Origin of the sequence: Martelella sp. NC20 (genome assembly GCF_013459645.1) — a bacterium.
GTDB lineage: Bacteria > Pseudomonadota > Alphaproteobacteria > Rhizobiales > Rhizobiaceae > Martelella.
The window spans coordinates 1,833,264-1,851,178 of record NZ_CP054861.1 but is presented as its reverse complement, the minus strand read 5'-3'; the positions used below and the strand labels follow the sequence as shown (position 1 = coordinate 1,851,178).

The following is a 17,915-nucleotide window of genomic DNA, read 5'->3' as shown; positions in this document are numbered from 1 at the left end:
CGGGGAATTATGGAGATCTCTCAATGAACTTGTTTGCCAAGATCTGTGGCGCGACAGCCGTGGCGCTTTCGCTGTTATCATCCGCCGCCAGCGCCGACACGGTCAGTGAAATTCGCGAGCGCGGCAAGCTGCGTATTCCGGCGATCCTGAACGAGGTACCCTATTTCAACAAGGACCCGCGCACAGGTGAATGGACGGGCTTCGTCATCGATATGGCCGGGGACATCGCCAAGACGCTCGATGTCGAGCTTGAAGTCGTTGAATCGAGCTGGTCCAACGCCATCCTGGATGTCCAGAGCGGCAAGGTCGACATGGCGTTCGCCGTCACCGCGACGCCGGTGCGCGCACTGTCCGTTTCGTTCTCCGACCCGACCTATTACAACAGTTTCGTGCTGATCTCCGCCGATGAAACGCTTGAGGGCAAGAGCTGGAACGAGCTCAACGACCCGCAATACACTTTCGCGGTCGATCTCGGCTCCGCGCAGGACCTGATGGCGCAGCAATACCTGCCGAAGGCCAACATTCTTCGTTTCAAGACCCGCGACGAGGCGATTGTCGCCGTCACCACCGGCAAGGCGCAGGGGCTGATCAACACCATGCTCAACGGGCTGGTAATTTCCAAGAAGGCCGCCAATGTCGGCAGCGTCAAGGTGCCGACCCCGGTTCTGTCCACGCCTTCGGTCATTGCCGTGAACTACGGCGCGGACGAGACCTTCAAGAGCTTCGTATCCGCCTGGGCCGAGTATAACCGCCGCATCGGCAACAATCAGACCTGGATCCTGAAGAGCCTTGAGCCGTTCGGCATCTCGCTGACCGACATGCCCCCCGGCTTCGGCTTCGGCGGCTGATCGGGACCCGCAGCCTTTCCTCCCGCTTTCGCAGACGAAAACACGTCCGGCAAGATTGCCGCGCGTCTTCAGACTGCTGACAAACCCGTCGATTTTTCGACGGGTTTTACGTTTTGTGTTGGTAGCCAATTCTCGGCTGTTTTTCTGAAGCTTTTCGGCGTGGGATAAAACGGCCTTTGTTGCCTCATCCGAATGCTGGTCTGGGCGCCTGTGTCAGGGCCATTGCGATCTTCTTGATGTTCTGGGCGGCGGCCTGGAGCAGGCATTGGCATCGGCGTGATTCAGCCTGCGGAAGGACCGTCTGCCAGCAATTCGGACAGATATTTCCCATAATCGGTCTTGCGGAAGGTTTCGGCGTGCTGGCGTAACAGCGCTGCGTCGATCCAGCCGTTGCGATAGGCGATCTCTTCCGGGCAGCCGGACTGCATGCCCTGGCGCACCGAAAGGGTGCGCACGAAATTGCCGGCGTCGAGCAGGCTCGAATGCGTGCCGGTATCGAGCCAGGCATAGCCGCGCCCCATCCGCTCCACCGCCAGCCTGCCCTCGTGAAGGTAGCTCTCCAGCAGCGTCACGATCTCGAGTTCCCCGCGCGGCGAAGGCTTGACCGCGCGGGCGCGTTCCGGGGCCTCGCCGTCGAGAAAATAAAGTCCCGTGACGGCATAGTGCGACGGCGGAACCTCCGGCTTCTCGATGATCTGGCTCGCCTTGCCTTGCCTGTCGAAGGCGACCACGCCGTAGCGCTCGGGATCGGCAACGTGATAGCCGAACACAGTGCCGCCGGATGTCTTGGCATCGGCGGCGGCCAGCAGTTCCGGCAGTCCGTGGCCGAAGAAGATGTTGTCGCCGAGCGTCATCGCCGACGGCGCGCCATCGAGGAATTCCTCCGCCAGGATATAGGCCTGGGCCAGCCCGTCCGGGGACGGCTGGGTAATGAAGGTCAGGCTCAGACCCCACTGGCTACCGTCTCCCAGAAGCCGCCTGAACTGATCCTGATCCTCCGGCGTGGTGATGATCGCGATTTCGCGGATCCCCGTCAGCATCAGCACCGACAGCGGATAATAGATCATCGGCTTGTCGTAGATCGGCATCAGCTGCTTCGAAATCGCCATCGTCAGCGGATAAAGCCGCGTGCCCGACCCGCCGGCCAGAATAATACCCTTGCGTGCCTTCATGATATCGCCCCCAGTTCCTGCAAGACCTCTGCCAGATCAACCCGCCAGTCCGGTCGCGCAAGGCCGAAGACGGAAAGCGTCGTGCAATCGAGCCGCGAATTCAGCGGCCGCGCCGCCGGCGTCGGATAGGCCGAGGTCAAAATGTCGGTGACCGTTACGGACTTGCCCGCCAATTCGAAAATGGCGCGGGCGAAATCGGCCCAGCTCGTATCCGGCGCTCCGGAGAAATGATAGATGCCGGATTTTTCCGGGGCCTTCATCAGCTGTTCGGCGATCACCCGGCAGGCAAAGGCGATCGCGCGCGCCGAAGTCGGCCCGCCGATCTGATCGGCGACGATGTTCAGGCTGTCGCGGGTCTCGGCAAGCCGCAGCATGGTCTTGACGAAATTGCCGCCATGGGCGGAAAACACCCAGCTCGTTCTGAGCACCGCGAACGCGCCGCCGGCGCGCGCCACGAGCTGTTCTCCGGCAAGCTTGGTGCGGCCATAGGCGCCGAGCGGCGCGGTCGCGTCGTCGGGCGAGAACGGTTTGTCGCCAGTGCCGGCGAAAACATAATCGGTCGAGATATGAACGAACGGAATGCCGCGTTCGGCCGCCGCCCGCGCCATGGCGCCGGGCGCTGCGGCATTGACGTTCAGCGCCGTTTCCTCGTCGCTTTCGGCCTTGTCGACGGCGGTATAGGCGGCGGCGTTGATGACGGCTGTCGGCCTGCGCTCCGCAATCGCTGCAGCACATGCGGCGGGATTGCTCAGATCGGCCTCCTGCCGTGACAGGAACACGGCGTCGGGCAGTATTTTCTTCAGCTCGGTCGCAACCTGGCCGGAGTGTCCGAAAACCAGGATCATGCCTTCACCCCGAGCCGCTCGCCGACGCCCTTCCGGCTCTGCAGCGCCCGCCACCACGCCTCATTGTCGAGATACCACTGAACGGTTTGGGCAAGCCCCTCCTCGACGCTGACGGATGGCTGCCAGCCGAGTTCCGCGCCGATCCGGGACGGGTCGATCGCGTAGCGCAGATCGTGCCCCGGCCGGTCGCTCACGAAGGTGATGAGATCGGCATAGCTGCCGTTCTCGCGCGGCCGCTTTTCGTCGAGGATCGCGCAGATCGTGCGCACCAGTTCCAGATTGGTGCGCTCGTTGTTTCCGCCGACATTGTAGCTGCGGCCGACCCTGCCTTTGGTGATCACGGTCAAAAGCGCATCGGCATGGTCCTCGACATAGAGCCAGTCGCGCACATTCTCGCCCTTGCCGTAGACCGGGATATCTCTACCGGCGAGCGCATTGAGGATCACCACCGGGATCAGCTTTTCGGGGAAGTGATAGGGGCCGTAATTATTGGAGCAGTTGGTGACCAGAACCGGCAGGCCGTAGGTCTCGTGCCAGGCGCGGACCAGATGGTCCGACGCGGCCTTCGAGGAGGAATAGGGCGAGCGCGGGTCATACGGCGTTTCCTCGGTGAATGCACCGTCCGGGCCGAGCGAGCCGAACACCTCATCCGTGGAAATATGGTGGAAGCGGAACCCCTCCGGCCGGCCGCGGGCGACCCAGTAGGCGCGCGCGGCCTCCAGCATGTTGTAGGTGCCGTTGATATTGGTCTCGATGAAGTCGCCAGGCCCGTCGATCGAGCGGTCGACATGGCTTTCGGCCGCCAGATGCATGACCGCGTCGGGCTGATGCTTGGCGAACACCCGGTCGAGTGCTGCGCGATCGCGGATATCGGCCTGCTCGAAGGCATAAAGCGGGCTGTCGGCAACGCGTGCGACATTATCAAGGCAGGCGGCATAGGTCAGCGCATCGAGATTGACGACGTCAAAGCCGCGCGCGACCGCGAGCCGCACGACGGCCGAACCGATAAAGCCTGCCCCACCCGTGACGAGGAGTTTCATGACTGGACCTCAATATGTGAAGGGGTTTGAAAATGCGCTGAAGGACGGCGCATCCCTGTCTTTCGCGGAGACCACCGGATCGATATCCTTCAGCGGCCAGTCGATGCCGATATCGGGATCGTCGAAGCGCACGCTGCCATCGCATTCCGGCGCATAATAATCCGAGCATTTGTAGATGATCTCGGTATCGGGCCCCAGCGTCATGAAGCCATGCAGGAAGCCTTCCGGGATCAGCAACTGCTTGCCATTGTCGAAGGAAAGCTCCACCCCGAACCACTTGCCGAAGGTGGGAGAGTCCTTGCGGGCATCGACCGCGACATCGAAAAGCCGACCGCGCCCGCACCGCACCAGCTTCGCCTGCGCATGCGGCGGCGCCTGGAAATGCAAGCCCCGCACGGTGCCAACGGTTTTGGAGAGCGAATGATTGTCCTGCACGAAATCGACATCGACGCCTTTCTCGGCAAGCGCCTTGCGGTTCCAGCTCTCGCTGAAAAACCCGCGCTCGTCCCCGAAGCGGCGGGGAGTGAGGAGCAACAACCCCGGAATTTCGAGTTTCTGCATATCCATGGCCTGCACCCCCGTCGCGCGTAAAATTCTTGTGCTTCCGATTACACGAGGCGGCAACATGGGACAAGTTGTCTTCGGTAAGTCGCGTCACTGTGTTTCAGGAACAAGTCAGGGACATGGCTTGGGCTGTGGAGCCGGGAGAGGCGCGTATTGGACCATCGACTTTATCCCGTCTGGCGATAGGCAGACAGGTGTGAAATCCTGTAAGGGAGTATCAGCAAACTTAGGAACGGGCTCGTCATTGAAAAACATCTTCATCTCCGTCGTCTATTTCAAAGCGGCGCCGCTGATTAAAACCCAGTATCTCAAGCCCGTCCAGGCCGGCAGGGCGCTGGGGCGATATGCGTTTCCGGAGGTGATCGGCGATGATACCGGCGTCAATATCTCGGAAAAGAACGTCAGCTGGAACGAGCTGACCGTGCTTTACTGGATGCGGCACAATGTCGACGCCGAGTTCTACGGCCTGATGCACTATCGCCGCCTGCTGGTGTTTGCTGAAAAACCGCCAAAGCGGCTGGCCTTTTCCGAAGTCACCGAGCGCGAGATCGAGCGTTATGGCTGGAAGGATGATCTGATCGAAAAGGCCTGCGAAGGCGCCGATATCCTGACGCCGCAGACGCGCGATATCTATCTGCCGGGCCTTCCGGAAGTGCTGATGTCGGCGGGCGAATTCTATGCCCATCAGCACCACGGCGAGGATATGGAGATCGTCGAGGCGATCGTGAAAGAACGCTCTCCCCACATTTATCCCTATCTTGTGGCAGCGCTTACCGGCCGGCGCATCTTCTTCAACAGCGTCACCGTGATGCGCAAGCGCTATTTCGAGGAATATGCGGACTGGCTGATCGATATTCTGGAACAGGCCGAAAAGCAGATCGACACGTCGGCCTACGATTCGCACCAGCGGCGCTTGTGTGGTTTCCTTTCGGAGTATCTCACCTATGCCTACACACTTTACGCGCACGCCGTGCACGGCGCGAAAGTAAAGGAATTGCCAATGACCTGGGGGACCCGCCCGCGTCCCCCTGTGGCACCCGATGAGGTTCTCGGCGAGGCACGCGAAAAGCGGGCCCGGACCTCCTCGGCACCATCCGCGCCGGATGCAAAACCGATCAATATCGTGCTCGCGCTCGATAAAAACTATGTGCCGCACGGCGCAGTCACCATGCTCTCGGCGCTTGAAACGACAGCGGTCCCGTCAAGACTGCGCTTCTTCATCCTCAATGGCGGCGGCGTCGATGAGGAAAGCAGGACGAAACTCGCCGACCTCGTCTCCGCAAAAGGCGCGAGCCTTACCTTCATCGATATTGACGAAAAAGCTCTGCGATGGCTTCCGCTGAAGCGCAATTACCTTACCATCGCCGCCTATTACCGCATGGTGATGCACCGTTATCTGCCCGATGATGTCGGGAAGGCCATTTATCTGGATGCAGATACCGTGGTCGTCGATCCGATCGAAACCCTCTGGAACATCGATCTGGAGGGCCACCCGGTCGCAGGCGCGCCGGATGATGCCGGTTTTCATCAGGGCAGGCGCATACAACTCTCAAGCGACCATCGCTATTTCAATTCGGGCGTGATGGTTTTTGATGTCGCCCAACTCAGAACGATGAACATCGAGGACAGGGTGCTCGGCGCCCTGCGCCGGAGGGGGGCGTGGATCGTGTCAGAGGACCAGGACCTGCTCAACATCCTGTTCGAAAACGACACGAAAATCCTGCCGCTGTCGTGGAATGCGGGCACCCGGATCTACCGCGCCAATCCGCTCGAGCCCTCCTATAGCGAGGAGGAGGCCTATGAGGCGGCGCGGGCGCCTTCGATCGTGCATTTCACCGACGTGAAAAAGCCATGGCACACCAAATGCACCCATCCGTTCACGGAACTCTACTGGGATTATCGCAATCTGACGCCGTGGGCGGAAACGGCCGGCGCGACCCGCAAGCGACGGCTGATCCAGAAAGCCCGCAGGCTGTTGCGGGCGCGCGACCGGCGTTTCGAGCGCAACGTGGCCTCGTAGAGACATAACCGGGCCGTCTCCACCCGCTCAGCCGCCGCTCAGGATATCCATCAAGGTGCGACGCTTGCGTTGCGGCTGCGGACTTCCGTTCCCGACATCGGCCGGCGGGGTCGCCGAGGCGCCGGTCCCGCCGCCATCGAGGCTGCCGAGAAGTTCGACCAGCGTTTTCGGCTCGTTGCCATTCGCCGGCGCCCTCGGTTCGATAATCCTGCCACCGCCGTAAAGCGGCTGCGGCTTCAGGCCGCGATGGGCCTTGGCCATGTAATCCTGCCATATCTGAGCGGGCAGCTTGCCGCCGGTGACCCTGCGCATCGGCGAATTGTCGTCATTGCCGACCCATACCCCGGTCGTGAGATTGGCGGTGAAGCCGACGAACAGCGCATCGCGCGAGGATTGCGTGGTGCCGGTCTTGCCGGCGACCTGCCAGCCGGAGATCTGCGCGGCCTTGCCGGTGCCCTCGGTCACCACCCGCATCAGCATGCCGTTCATGTTCGCCGCCGTCTGTGGTGAAAGTACCCGCTGCGGCGCCGGCGGAACCGCCTGGTAGAGCGGCTGACCGCCCGCAGTCCTGACGCTTTCGATCAGATAGGGCGTCGCCTTGAAGCCGCCATTCATGAACGCGGTATAGGCCCCGGTCAGCTCCAGCAGCGAAACCTCCGAGGTGCCGAGCGCCAGCGACGCGTTGGCGGTGATATCCGAGGTGATGCCGAGCCTGTGGGCGAGGTTGACCACATAGCCGGGGCTTGCCTCCATCACCAGCTGGGCGGCGATGGTGTTGACGGAATGGGCGAGCGCGTTGGTCAGCGTCATCGGTCCGGAATAGGTCTTTTCGTAGTTTTCCGGCGTCCAGTCGTCGATCGTGATCGGCGCATCGTTTCGAACAGAGCCCGGCCGGTCGCCGATTTCCAGCGCCGCGGCATAGACGAACGGCTTGAAGGCGGAGCCCGGCTGGCGTCTGGCGGTCACGGCCCGGTTGAACTGGCTCTTGGAATAGTCGCGCCCGCCGACCAGCGCCCGGATCGCGCCGGTGGCATCGACGGAAACCAGTGCGCCCTGCTCCACCCGGTCGTTTTCGCCGTTTGCGGCAAGCGCCTTTGCAAGACTGTCGCCGGCATCGCGCTCGAGGCCGGGATCGATGGTGGTGGTGACAACGATATCGGTGGCGACCTCGCCGATCATCGGCTTGAGACGCTGCATCACCATATCGGCGACATAGTTTTCCGGCCCGGTCCAGTAGCTCGGCGCGCGCGTCGGTTCGCGGGCCATGGCGGTGGCCATGTCGCTGTCGTCGATCATGTCCTGATCGTGCATCGCGGCCAGCACCACCTGGGCGCGGGCCTCGGCCGCCTCCGGGTCGCGGGCGGGCGAAAGCCGCGACGGCGCTTTCAGCAGCCCCGCCAGAAGCGCCGCCTCGCCAAGCGTCACCTCGCGGGCGGATTTGTGGAAATAGCGCCGCGAGGCCGCCTCCACGCCATAGGCGCCGGATCCGAAATAGACCCGGTTCAGATACATCGCCAGTATCTGGTCCTTGGTGTATTCATGCTCCAGCCACAGCGCCATCAGCGCTTCCTGCACCTTGCGCTCCAGCGTCTGGGCATGGGACAGCGCGACGTTCTTGGCTAGCTGCTGGGTCAGCGTGGAGCCGCCCTGCACCACCTCGCCGTAGCGAAGATTGGTGATAAGCGCGCGAACGAGGCCGATCGGGTCGACGCCGATATGGGAATAGAACCGCCTGTCCTCGATCGCCACCACGGCCATCGGAATATAGGGCGACATCTCGTCGAGCGACAGCGCCTCGCCGCCGGTCGCGCCGCGATTGGCGATCAGCGAACCGTCGGTGGCCAGGATCTTCACATTGGGCGCCCGCTCGGGCACCGCCCATTCATCCACCGGCGGCAGTTTGGAGCCGTAAAAGACGACGATGCCGGCAGCAACGATCCCGCCCCACACGGCTGCCACGCAGCCCCAGTAGAACACGAAGCGGAATACGCGCATCAACCCGCCGCCGGAAGCGGCACGCGCCTTTTTCCGCGATTTCTTCCTGCGTTTTTTGACAGGCTTCGCCGTCCCTCCGCCGCCAAGGCCGAAAAGCGAGGGTTCGGTTCTTTCGCGCTTGTTCTTCTTGCTTGCCATGGCGGGGCCGCGAGCACCTTTTCGTTTCCGTCTCCGGTTCTAACCGGGCCACTTTAAGGTGGTATTAAGGCGCGGGTATTACCCGGCAGGATCCCGGGCAAAAGATATCAACGAGGGTTAACGCAGGCTGAATGGGATGGCGGCTCTCATACGACAAGCGCTGCGATCCTTCTGTGTTCCAGCTTTTCAATTTGCTCGCCTCATACCATGCAACCGCCTTGGACCCCGGTTTTGTCCGAAGTTCATGCAGCAAACAATCTCCCCCTTTGAGGGGGAGATGTCGCGAAAGCGACAGAGAGGGGTATGGGCATAAGCCGCGCACTCTGTGCTTGCGGATAGGGTTCACCCCTCTCTGCCCCTGCCGGGGCATCTCTCCCTCAAGGGGAGAGATTACTGGCTGAGAGGTTCGCGAACAGCAACACACCGCCCCCCTCAGCGCGAAAGCGCGTCGAGTATCCGGATCCAGGAGCGGATGCCCTTGTGGAACGAGGCAAGCTCGTATTTCTCGTTCGGCGAATGGATGCGGTCGTCGTTGAGGCCGAAGCCGACCAGCAGCGAATCCATGCCGAGCTTTCTCTGGAAATCGCCGACGATCGGGATCGAGCCGCCCATGCCGATCACCACCGCGGGCTTCGGCCATTCCTCGGAAAGCGCCGCCTGGGCCTTTTTCAGGAACGGCGCGTTGTAATCGAGCTGGATCGCGGGCGAACCGCCATGGGGATGGAATTCCGCGCTGCAATCCGCCGGCAGTTTCGAGCGCACATAGGCGCGGAAGCTCTCGCGGATCTTCACCGGGTCCTGCGTGCCCACGAGGCGGAAGGAGACCTTCGCCGAAGCCTCTGCCGCGATCACCGTCTTGAAGCCCTCGCCGGTATAGCCGCCGGTAATGCCGTTGACCTCGGCCGTCGGCCGGGTCCAGGTCAGTTCCAGCACCGAGCGGCCCTTTTCGCCGGCAGGCACCGAAAGCCCGATCTCGCCGAGAAACCGGCCATCGGTCTCGCCAAGCTGTTCCCAGCCCTTCTTGACGTCCTCGGGCGTTTCCTCGACGCCGTCGTAGAAGCCCGGCAGCGTCACCCGGCCGGTCTCGTCATGAAGGCCGGCGAGAATATCGGCGAGGATGTGGATCGGGTTGGCGGCCGCGCCGCCGAAAAAGCCGGAATGGAGATCGCGGTCGGCGGCCTTGATCACCACCTCGTCGCCCACCAGACCGCGCAGCGTGGCGGCGATCGCGGGTGTCTCGCGATCCCACATGCCGGTGTCGCAGACCAGCGCGAAATCGGCCTTGATCAGATCGCCATGCTCCTCGATGAAGGCCGGAAGCGAGGGCGAACCGGATTCTTCCTCGCCCTCGAACATGATCGTGATCTTCACCGGCAGTTCCGCATTTTCCTCGCGATAGGCCCGGCAGGCCTGGAGAAAGGTCATCAACTGGCCCTTGTCGTCGCTGGTGCCGCGCCCGGTGATCACCTTGCTGCCGGCAGCACTGTTCTTGATCTTCGGGTCGAAGGGGTCGTCTTCCCAGAGCGAAAGCGGGTCGACGGGCTGAACGTCATAGTGACCGTAAAACAGCACGTGCGGCGCGCCGTCCGGGGCGTTCTCGCTGGTTGCCACTACCATCGGGTGGCCCTTGGTCTTGTGGGCTTGCGCCAGAAAGCCGAGCGTCTTCAGTTCCGCGACCAGCCAGTCGGCGGCCTCGGCGCATTTTTCCCTGTAGGCCGGGTCGGTCGAAATCGAGGGGATTCTCAAAAGGGAAAACAACTTGTCGAGGCTTGAGGGCAGGTTGTCGTCGGCGCGCTTCAAAATCGCGTCTAGCTGGGCCATGGGGGAACCTCCGGTAGGCGGGCAAATCATGGCAGGACCATAGGCCAGCAAGCGGCGATTGAAAACCTTGATCGAGGTATGAAACAGGCAAGAAAAAGCCGCCATGGCCTGGAGGGGGGGACTGACCATGGCGGCTGCTTTTTTGGACAAAGGCCGGAGAGGGGGATGGAGCCTTTGTCCTTTTGTCCGAAGAGGCGGGGGACGGGCCTTCTTCGAACAGCGGCGTGATCAAGCGCCGTTGACTGATAGATGTACTCTGAAATGTGTCGATTCAAGGGAAGCCGAGGGCCCGTTTCGTTACAAATCAGTAATCTGAGCAAAATTTCGGGCTTACCTTCGACCGCGCGGTTCGCCGTTTCAAATTGCGCGGCGCCATCATCAGTGCCCCGCGGCAGTGGAGAACAGGTTCATCACCAGTACGCCGCCGACGATCATGGCGATGCCGAGCCAGGCCGCGAGGTCGAGGCTCTGGCGCAGGATGACGACGCTGACGGCCGCCGTCAGCACGATGCCGAGACCGGCCCAGATGGCATAGGCGACGCCGAGCGGGATCGTCTTCAGCGCCTGCGACAGGCAGAAGAATGCGATAAGATAGAACACCGCAACGCCGATCGTGGGCAGCAGGCGGGTGAAGCCGTAGGATTTCTGCAGAAGCGTCGAACCGACCACCTCGCAGACAATCGCGATACCGAGCGCGCCATAGGCCGCGAGTGCAGGGTTCATCATCAATCCTCTTAAAAAAAACTCAGTGCGCCTCGTCCCAGTTATGGGCGGCGCGGGCATCGACCTTGAGCGGGACCGCCATCGAAACGGCGGGCATGGCGGCGTTTTCCATGATGTCGACGATCACGGCGCGGGACTTGTCAACCGCGTCGTCCTCCACCTCGAAAATCAGTTCGTCATGGACCTGAAGCAGCATCTTCGCCCGGTCATCAAGCCCGCGTTCGCCAAGCTCCGGCTCGATCCGGGTCATCGCGCGGCGGATGATATCGGCGGCCGAGCCCTGGATCGGGGCGTTGATGGCGGCGCGTTCGTTGAAGCTCCGGACCTGATGGTTGGAGGATCTGATTTCCGGATAGTGGATCTTGCGGCCGAAGATCGTCTCGACATAGCCAACGTCCCGGGCCCGCTCCTTGGTGGCTTCCATGTAATCGCGAATGCCGGGGAAGCGTTCGAAATAGCGCTTGATGTAGTCGCTCGCCTCCGAGCGCTCGATACCCAGCTGGTTGGAAAGCCCGAAGGCGGAAATGCCGTAGATGATGCCGAAATTGATCGCCTTGGCGCGCCGGCGCACATCGCCCGGCATGCCTTCCACCGGCACGCCGAACATTTCCGATGCCGTCATCGCGTGGATGTCGATGCCATCGGCAAACGCCTGCTTGAGCTGCGGAATATCGGCGACATGGGCGAGCACGCGCAGCTCGATCTGGCTGTAGTCCGCCGAGAGCAGCTTGTGGCCGGGATTGGCGATGAAGGCGGTGCGGATCTTGCGGCCCTCGGCGGTGCGCACCGGAATGTTCTGCAGGTTCGGCTCGGAGGAGGAAAGCCGTCCGGTGGTGGTCGCCGCCAGCGAATAGGAGGTGTGGACGCGCTTCGTCTGCGGGTGGATATAGCCCGGCAGCGCGTCGGTATAGGTCGATTTCAGCTTGGTCATCTGCCGCCAGTCGACGATCCTGCTCGGCAGCGGCAGGCCCTCGGCGGCGAGATCGTCCAGCACCTGCACGGCGGTGGACCATTGCCCGCTCTTGGTCTTCTTGCCGCCGGGAAGGCCCATCTTGCCGAACAGAATATCGCCGAGCTGCTTGGGCGAGCCGATATTGAAGCGTTCGCCGGCAAGCTCGTAGATTTCATCCTCGAGGGCTGCCGCCTTCTGCGCCAGTTCGCCGGAAAGCCGCGACAGGATCTGCCGGTCGACCGAAATGCCGCGCTCTTCCATGCGGGCGAGCACCGGCAGAAGCGGCCGCTCCAGCCGTTCGTAGACGGTCATCACCCGCTCGGCGGCAAGCCGGGGCTTCAGCACCAGCCAGAGCCTGAGCGTCACATCGGCGTCTTCGGCCGCATAGGCGGTGGCGCGGTCGATATCGACATAGTCGAAAGTGACCATGTTGCGGCCGGAGCCGGCAACATCCTTGTAGGGGATCGGCTGGTGGCCGAGCCATTTTTCCGAAAGCGCGTCCATGCCATGCCCGCCCATGCCGGAATCGAGCACATAGGACAGCAGCATGGTGTCGTCGAAATTCTTCACCGTGATGCCGTGGCGCAGCATCACGAGGTAATCATATTTGAGGTTCTGGGCGATCTTCAGCACCGCCTCGTCCTCAAGCAGGCGCTTCAGCGCCTCAAGCGCCTTGTCGAACGGGATTTGCCCCTCGGCAAGCCCGCCGCCGAGCAGATCGTCCTGGCCGGCCTTGTGGGCGAGCGGCACATAGGCGGCGCGGATCACCGCGCCGTCGTCTTTCGCATCCTCGTCGTAGAGCGCCAGCGAAAAGCCGACCAGTTCGGCCTGCATCGCGTCAAGCGAGGTGGTTTCGGTATCGAAGGCGACAAGGCCGCGTTCGCGCGCCGCCTCTATCCAGCCTTCGAGCGCGGCGAGATCGTGGATCGTCTCGTAGCTGTCGCGGTTGATCGGCAGAGCGGCAAACCGCGCGGCCCTTGCAGCAGCCAGATCGCCCGGGCGCTTGCCGTCCGTCGATCCGGGCGCGGCAGGCGTCGCCGCGCCGCCTTCGCCGGGATCGAGGTCGGGACCGTGGGCGCCAGCACCCCATTCGATGTCGACCGGCGCTGCCTCGATCGCCTGGGCCTCGGCCCCGGTTGCCTCGGCCACGCGCCGGGTCAGCGAGTTGAACTCCATTGCCTTCAGGAAGGAGACCAGCTTCGGCCCGTCCTGCGGCTCCAGCGAGAGCGCATCGAGCGGCAGATCCACCGGGCAATCCTGCTTCAGCGTCACCAGCTTTCGCGATACCAGCACCAGTTCGCGGCTGGCGATGATGTTTTCGCGGCGCTTGTTCTGCTTGATCGTCTCGGCATTGGCGAGAAGATTGTCGAGATCGCCGAATTCCTCCAGCAGCGTCGCCGCCGTCTTCGGGCCGATACCCGGAACGCCCGGCACATTGTCGACCGAATCGCCCGTCAGCGCCTGCAGGTCGATCATTTTTTCAGGCGTCACGCCCCATTTCTCGACGACCTCGGCAACGCCGATCTGGCGGTCCTTCATGCCGTCATACATGTGGACGTTCGGCCCGACGAGCTGCATCAGGTCCTTGTCGGAGGAAATGATGGTGGCATCGCCCCCGGCCTCCACCGCCATCCTTGCATAGGTGGCGATGATGTCGTCGGCCTCGTAGCCTTCCATCTCGATGCAGGGCAGGTTGAAGGCGCGCGTCGCCTCGCGGATCAGCGCGAATTGCGGCACCAGGTCTTCCGGCGGCGGCGGGCGGTGGGCCTTGTAATCCGGGTAGATTTCCTTGCGGAAGGTCTTCGAGGAATAGTCGAAGATCACCGCGAGATGCGTCGGCGTGACCCCGACGGAGGTATCGCGCGCCTGGGTCAGAAGCTTCCACAACATGTTGCAGAAACCGGAAACGGCGCCAACCGGCAGGCCGTCTGTCTTGCGGGTCAGCGGCGGCAGCGCATGGAAGGCGCGGAAGATGAAGCCCGAGCCGTCAATCAGGAAAAGGTGGTCGTCTTTTTTCATGGCGAATCCATAGCCGCTCGGGCGGCAAAGGTCCATGGCCCGCGATCCCGGTCACCCGGCTTTTGAAGCCACGCTGAAGCATCGGCAAGAACCGGTAAAAAGATCCGACTGGAAAATCGACGGGCTTGTCGGCCGTCCGAAGAGCCCTACCCACCCCGCCGCTTGCGGGTCTGTACTTCCGAGAGGAACATGCCGAGCGCGATGGCGACGCCCTGGAACATCATCTGCCATGAGGTCTCCAGTCCCAGCACCTTCAGCGCCTGGCCGAGTTGCGTGAGGAACAGGGCCGCGCCCGCCACCGCGATCATCGAGCCGATGCCGCCGGAGATTGCCGTGCCGCCGAGCACTGCCGCGGCGATCGGCGCCAGCAGATAGGGATTGCCGACATCGAGCGTCGGGTTGCGGATGAAGGCCGAGAGCAGCACGCCGACAATGCCGTAGAGCAGCGCGGCGGCGACGAAGGCGCCCGCCTGATAGCGGCGGATCTCGACGCCCGTGGCATAGGCCGCGCGCGGATTGGCGCCGACGGCCTCGAACCGGCGGCCAAGCTGGGTGCGGCGCAGCAGCACCGTCAGCACCACGGTCAGCGCGATCGTGATCCAGATCGTGGTGTTGAGCCCGAGAAAGCGCGCCTCGCCGAATTCGGCCAGCACCGTCGGCACCCCGGCTTCCGCCGGGAGCGAGCCGCGATACCAGAGCGTGAGGCCGGCAACGATCGCGCCGGTTGCAAGCGTCACGATCAGCGCGTTCAGCTTCAGCCAGGCGACCAGTACGCCATTGACGAGGCCGACCATCATGGCAAGCGCCAGCGCCAGCGCCGTGCCGATGACGGCCGAGCCATCCGCGCCGCCCGATGTGCCGAGCAGCACCGTGCTCGACAGCGTCACGATCGCCGGCACCGAGAGATCGATGCCGCGCGCCATCAGCACCAGCGCCTGCCCCATGGCGGCAATCGCCAGAAAGCTCGCGAAAGGCAGGATGCTGGTCACCGACGTGCCGGAAATGCTGCGCGGCAGAAACAGCGCGCACAGCGCCACCAGAATGGCGAGCGCGATCCAGATCGCCGCGAACTGCATCTGGATCAGCGGTACCCGCCCCCTGCCGCCGCGACCGGCGCGCGAGGTCGGCGTATATGTGGCGATCACGGTTGAATCGGTCATATGACCCTCATCGCTGTTGGAAACACGGGCCGGCATCAGGCCGCCCTCTTTTCGGCCGACGCCAGCACCCTGCGCCGGCGCAGAGCCGAAAGCAGCAGCGCCTCAAGCTCGCCGAGGCCGGAATAAAGGAAGATCGCAAGCAGGGTCATGACGCCGCCGGCGATGATGCCGAACGCGGTGGAAAGCCCGAGAAGCGTGATGACATTGACCATCAGCGCGAAGAACAACGCCCCGAAAAGCGCGCCGACAAACGAGCCGCGCCCGCCCGAAAGCGCCGCCCCGCCGAGAACCGCAGCCGCGATCGAGGTGAGCGCATAATTGGCGCCGACGGTCGGCGCGCCGACGCCGACTTCCGAGCCGAGGAAGAAGCCGGCGACGGTCGCCATCAGGGCTGCGAACACATAGGCGCGGACATGCACCAGATTGACCCTGACGCCGTTGCGCTGGGCCGCGATCTCGCGAAAACCCACCGCCTTGGCCTCAAGCCCGGACCGGGTGCGGTGCAGCCAGAAATCGAGCGCGGCGGCAACGGCGATAAGCACGAAGATCGACGCCGGCAGAAAGCCGATCCGTTCCTTCATCAACCCGGTGAATTCCTGCGAGATCATGCCGCCAGGGATCGGCCGCGCCAGAAGCGCTGCCCCCTGAAGCACGGACAGCATGGCAATGGTGGTGATCACCGCGTTGATATTGGCGAAGCGGATCAGGCTGCCATTGACAAGCCCGACGACGAGACCGATGGCAAGGCAGGCCAGAACCCCGAGGATCTGCATCGGGATCGGCATCTGGAACGCGATCATGTAGGAGGCGGCGACCACGGTCAGACTCATCATCGAGCCGACCGAGACATCGAGACCGCGCACCAGCAGCACGTGGAGCTGCGCCATGGCGACGAGAGCGGCCGGCGCTGTCGCGAGCAGGATGTAGCGGATGTTGACCGTGCGCAGGAACACCTTGCTTTCCATCGCCGCATAGCCGCCGACGATCAGCGTCAGCACGGCGAGGAACACCAGCGGCACCCACCAGATGTTCGAACCCGAAATCAGCGTGCGGAACACCTGCGACAGCGCGCCGGGCGCATCCTCCCCCGCCTGCTTGGCATCGCGGGCGCGCAGGAAGCCGGAGACGATGTTCTCCTCGGTCACCTCGTTCCCGACAAGCTCGGCAACGATCCGCCCGCGCGAAAACACCAGCACCCGGTCGCAGATGCCGGCAAGCTCCTGGGCATCGGAGGAATTGATCACCAGCGTGCCGCTCTTGCCGAGATTGGCGCGGATCGCCTGATAGATGTCGTGGCGCGCGCCGGCATCGACGCCTTGCGTCGGCTCGTCGATCAGCACGGCATCGGCATCGGTGCGGAACGAGCGCGCCAGCACCGCCTTTTGCTGGTTGCCGCCGGAAAGGCCGCTCACCGGGGTCTCCAGCGTGGCGGCGACGACGCCGAATTCATCGCGCATCTCCTCGGCATGGCGCTGCTCGTCACAGGAGGAAACCAGTCCGCGCCGGATGAAATCGCCAAGGCGGGGGAGCGTCATGTTCTTGCGCACGCCGAGATCGGGAAAGATCGATTCCCCCGCCCGGTCGGACGAAAGGCAAAGCACCCCCGAACGCAATGCATGGCGCGGCTCGGTCACATCCACGGGGCGGCCCAAACAGGCGACAGTGCCGGCGCGGCTCGGATTGAGACCGGCAATCGCGCGCAGCGCCTCGCGCTGGCCATTGCCTTCGGCGCCGGCGAAGCCGACGATCTCGCCGCGATGGGCGACAAAGGAAATATCGTCGAAGCCGCTGCCGCTCAGGCCGTCCACGACCAGTACCGGATCATGCACGATTGTGCCGGGTTTTGCCGGATATTCGCTCGCGACATCGCGGCCGATCATCCGCGACACCAGTTCATGTTCGGAGGTCTCGCTGGTGACCTCGAACGTGCCCTCGTGAACACCGTCCCTGAGGATCGTGACGCGGTCGGCGAGGTCGAGGATTTCCGGCAGGCGGTGGCTGACATAGACGATGCCGGTTCCCTCCGCCACGAGTTCACGCACGATCCGGCTCAGATGCACAACGCCGTCATGGTCGAGCGTCGAGGTCGGCTCGTCGAGCAGCAAAACGCGCGGCTTCGACAGCAGCGCCTTGACGATCTCGACGAACTGGCGATGGGCGGGCGTGAGGTCGCCGACCAGACTTTTGGGAGAAATGCCGAGACCGAAGGGAGCCAGTTTTGCCTCCGCCCAGGCGGTCATGGCGCGATAGGGCACTTCGCCGGGGGCAGTGGCGAGGTAGAGGTTCTGGGCAACGGTCAGTTCGCGCACCAGGCTGTCATCCTGATAGACGGTCGCAAGGCCACAGGACAATGCCTTGCGCGGATCGGCGCGCTCCAGCATCCGTCCCGCGATCTCGACCGTGCCGCCATTGGGCGCGATCGCGCCGGAGGCGATCTTCATCAGGGTGGACTTGCCCGAACCGTTTTCACCGAGAATGGCGTGAACCTCGCCCGCGCGGCAGTCAAAGCTGAAACCATCCAGCGCTTTCACGCCCGGATAGGTTTTCGAAACGTCACGCATCGACAGGACGATTTCGGACATGGGTTATCCTCCCCTCATGAACAAAGCGCATGGCGG

Annotated in this window: 12 protein-coding genes; 2 read left to right on the top strand and 10 right to left on the bottom strand. The window is 63.2% G+C overall.

Annotation, left to right across the window (positions count from 1 at the left end; genetic code table 11):
- Positions 1-23 precede the first annotated feature (23 nt).
- Positions 24-848, top strand: a complete 825-nt coding sequence (locus HQ843_RS08900) for a transporter substrate-binding domain-containing protein (RefSeq protein WP_180898767.1) — start codon at positions 24-26, stop codon at positions 846-848.
- A 281-nt stretch (positions 849-1,129) separates the two neighbouring features.
- Here the strand turns inward: HQ843_RS08900 and rfbA are convergent, their stop codons facing one another.
- The 4 genes from rfbA to rfbC are packed head-to-tail and all read right to left on the bottom strand — an operon-like array spanning position 1,130 to position 4,472.
- Positions 1,130-2,020: a glucose-1-phosphate thymidylyltransferase RfbA gene (rfbA, locus tag HQ843_RS08895; RefSeq protein WP_180898769.1), complete on the bottom strand. Its 891-nt coding sequence runs from the start codon at positions 2,018-2,020 to the stop codon at positions 1,130-1,132.
- Positions 2,017-2,865 carry a dTDP-4-dehydrorhamnose reductase gene (gene rfbD, locus HQ843_RS08890; RefSeq protein ID WP_180898771.1) on the bottom strand — a complete coding sequence of 283 codons (849 nt, stop codon included), beginning with the start codon at positions 2,863-2,865 and terminating at the stop codon, positions 2,017-2,019. The genes rfbA and rfbD overlap by 4 nt, the downstream gene beginning before the upstream one ends.
- The gene (gene rfbB, locus HQ843_RS08885; RefSeq protein ID WP_180898773.1) at positions 2,862-3,905 is read right to left on the bottom strand and encodes a dTDP-glucose 4,6-dehydratase; all 1,044 of its coding nucleotides are present in this window, start codon (positions 3,903-3,905) and stop codon (positions 2,862-2,864) included. The genes rfbD and rfbB overlap by 4 nt, the downstream gene beginning before the upstream one ends.
- Before the next feature lie 9 nt (positions 3,906-3,914).
- On the bottom strand, positions 3,915-4,472 hold the full coding sequence (gene rfbC / locus HQ843_RS08880) for a dTDP-4-dehydrorhamnose 3,5-epimerase (RefSeq protein ID WP_180898775.1): 558 nt from the start codon (positions 4,470-4,472) through the stop codon (positions 3,915-3,917).
- 241 nt (positions 4,473-4,713) lie between these two features.
- Here rfbC and HQ843_RS08875 point away from each other — a divergent pair, with 241 nt between their 5' ends.
- Positions 4,714-6,489, top strand: a complete 1,776-nt coding sequence (locus HQ843_RS08875; protein WP_180898777.1) for a DUF4422 domain-containing protein — start codon at positions 4,714-4,716, stop codon at positions 6,487-6,489.
- A gap of 27 nt (positions 6,490-6,516) precedes the next feature.
- On the opposite strand, the gene HQ843_RS08870 is transcribed toward HQ843_RS08875, so the two are convergent.
- The 6 genes from HQ843_RS08870 to HQ843_RS08845 all read right to left on the bottom strand — a co-directional run bounded on the left by HQ843_RS08870 (position 6,517) and on the right by HQ843_RS08845 (position 17,879).
- Entirely contained in the window at positions 6,517-8,622 is a 2,106-nt protein-coding gene (locus tag HQ843_RS08870) for a transglycosylase domain-containing protein (RefSeq protein ID WP_180898779.1), read from the bottom strand.
- A gap of 432 nt (positions 8,623-9,054) precedes the next feature.
- Positions 9,055-10,443 carry a M20/M25/M40 family metallo-hydrolase gene (locus HQ843_RS08865; protein WP_180898781.1) on the bottom strand — a complete coding sequence of 463 codons (1,389 nt, stop codon included), beginning with the start codon at positions 10,441-10,443 and terminating at the stop codon, positions 9,055-9,057.
- A 378-nt stretch (positions 10,444-10,821) separates the two neighbouring features.
- On the bottom strand, positions 10,822-11,166 hold the full coding sequence (locus tag HQ843_RS08860; RefSeq protein ID WP_180898783.1) for a DMT family transporter: 345 nt from the start codon (positions 11,164-11,166) through the stop codon (positions 10,822-10,824).
- Between the two features lie 22 nt (positions 11,167-11,188).
- Positions 11,189-14,137, bottom strand: coding sequence for a DNA polymerase I (gene polA, locus HQ843_RS08855; RefSeq protein WP_180898785.1), 2,949 nt, complete (start codon positions 14,135-14,137; stop codon positions 11,189-11,191).
- A gap of 146 nt (positions 14,138-14,283) precedes the next feature.
- Positions 14,284-15,297 (bottom strand): ABC transporter permease, encoded by a 1,014-nt coding sequence (locus HQ843_RS08850; RefSeq protein WP_246710323.1) that lies wholly within the window; start codon positions 15,295-15,297, stop codon positions 14,284-14,286.
- A 35-nt stretch (positions 15,298-15,332) separates the two neighbouring features.
- Positions 15,333-17,879, bottom strand: a complete 2,547-nt coding sequence (locus HQ843_RS08845) for an ATP-binding cassette domain-containing protein (RefSeq protein WP_180898789.1) — start codon at positions 17,877-17,879, stop codon at positions 15,333-15,335.
- Positions 17,880-17,915 lie beyond the last annotated feature (36 nt).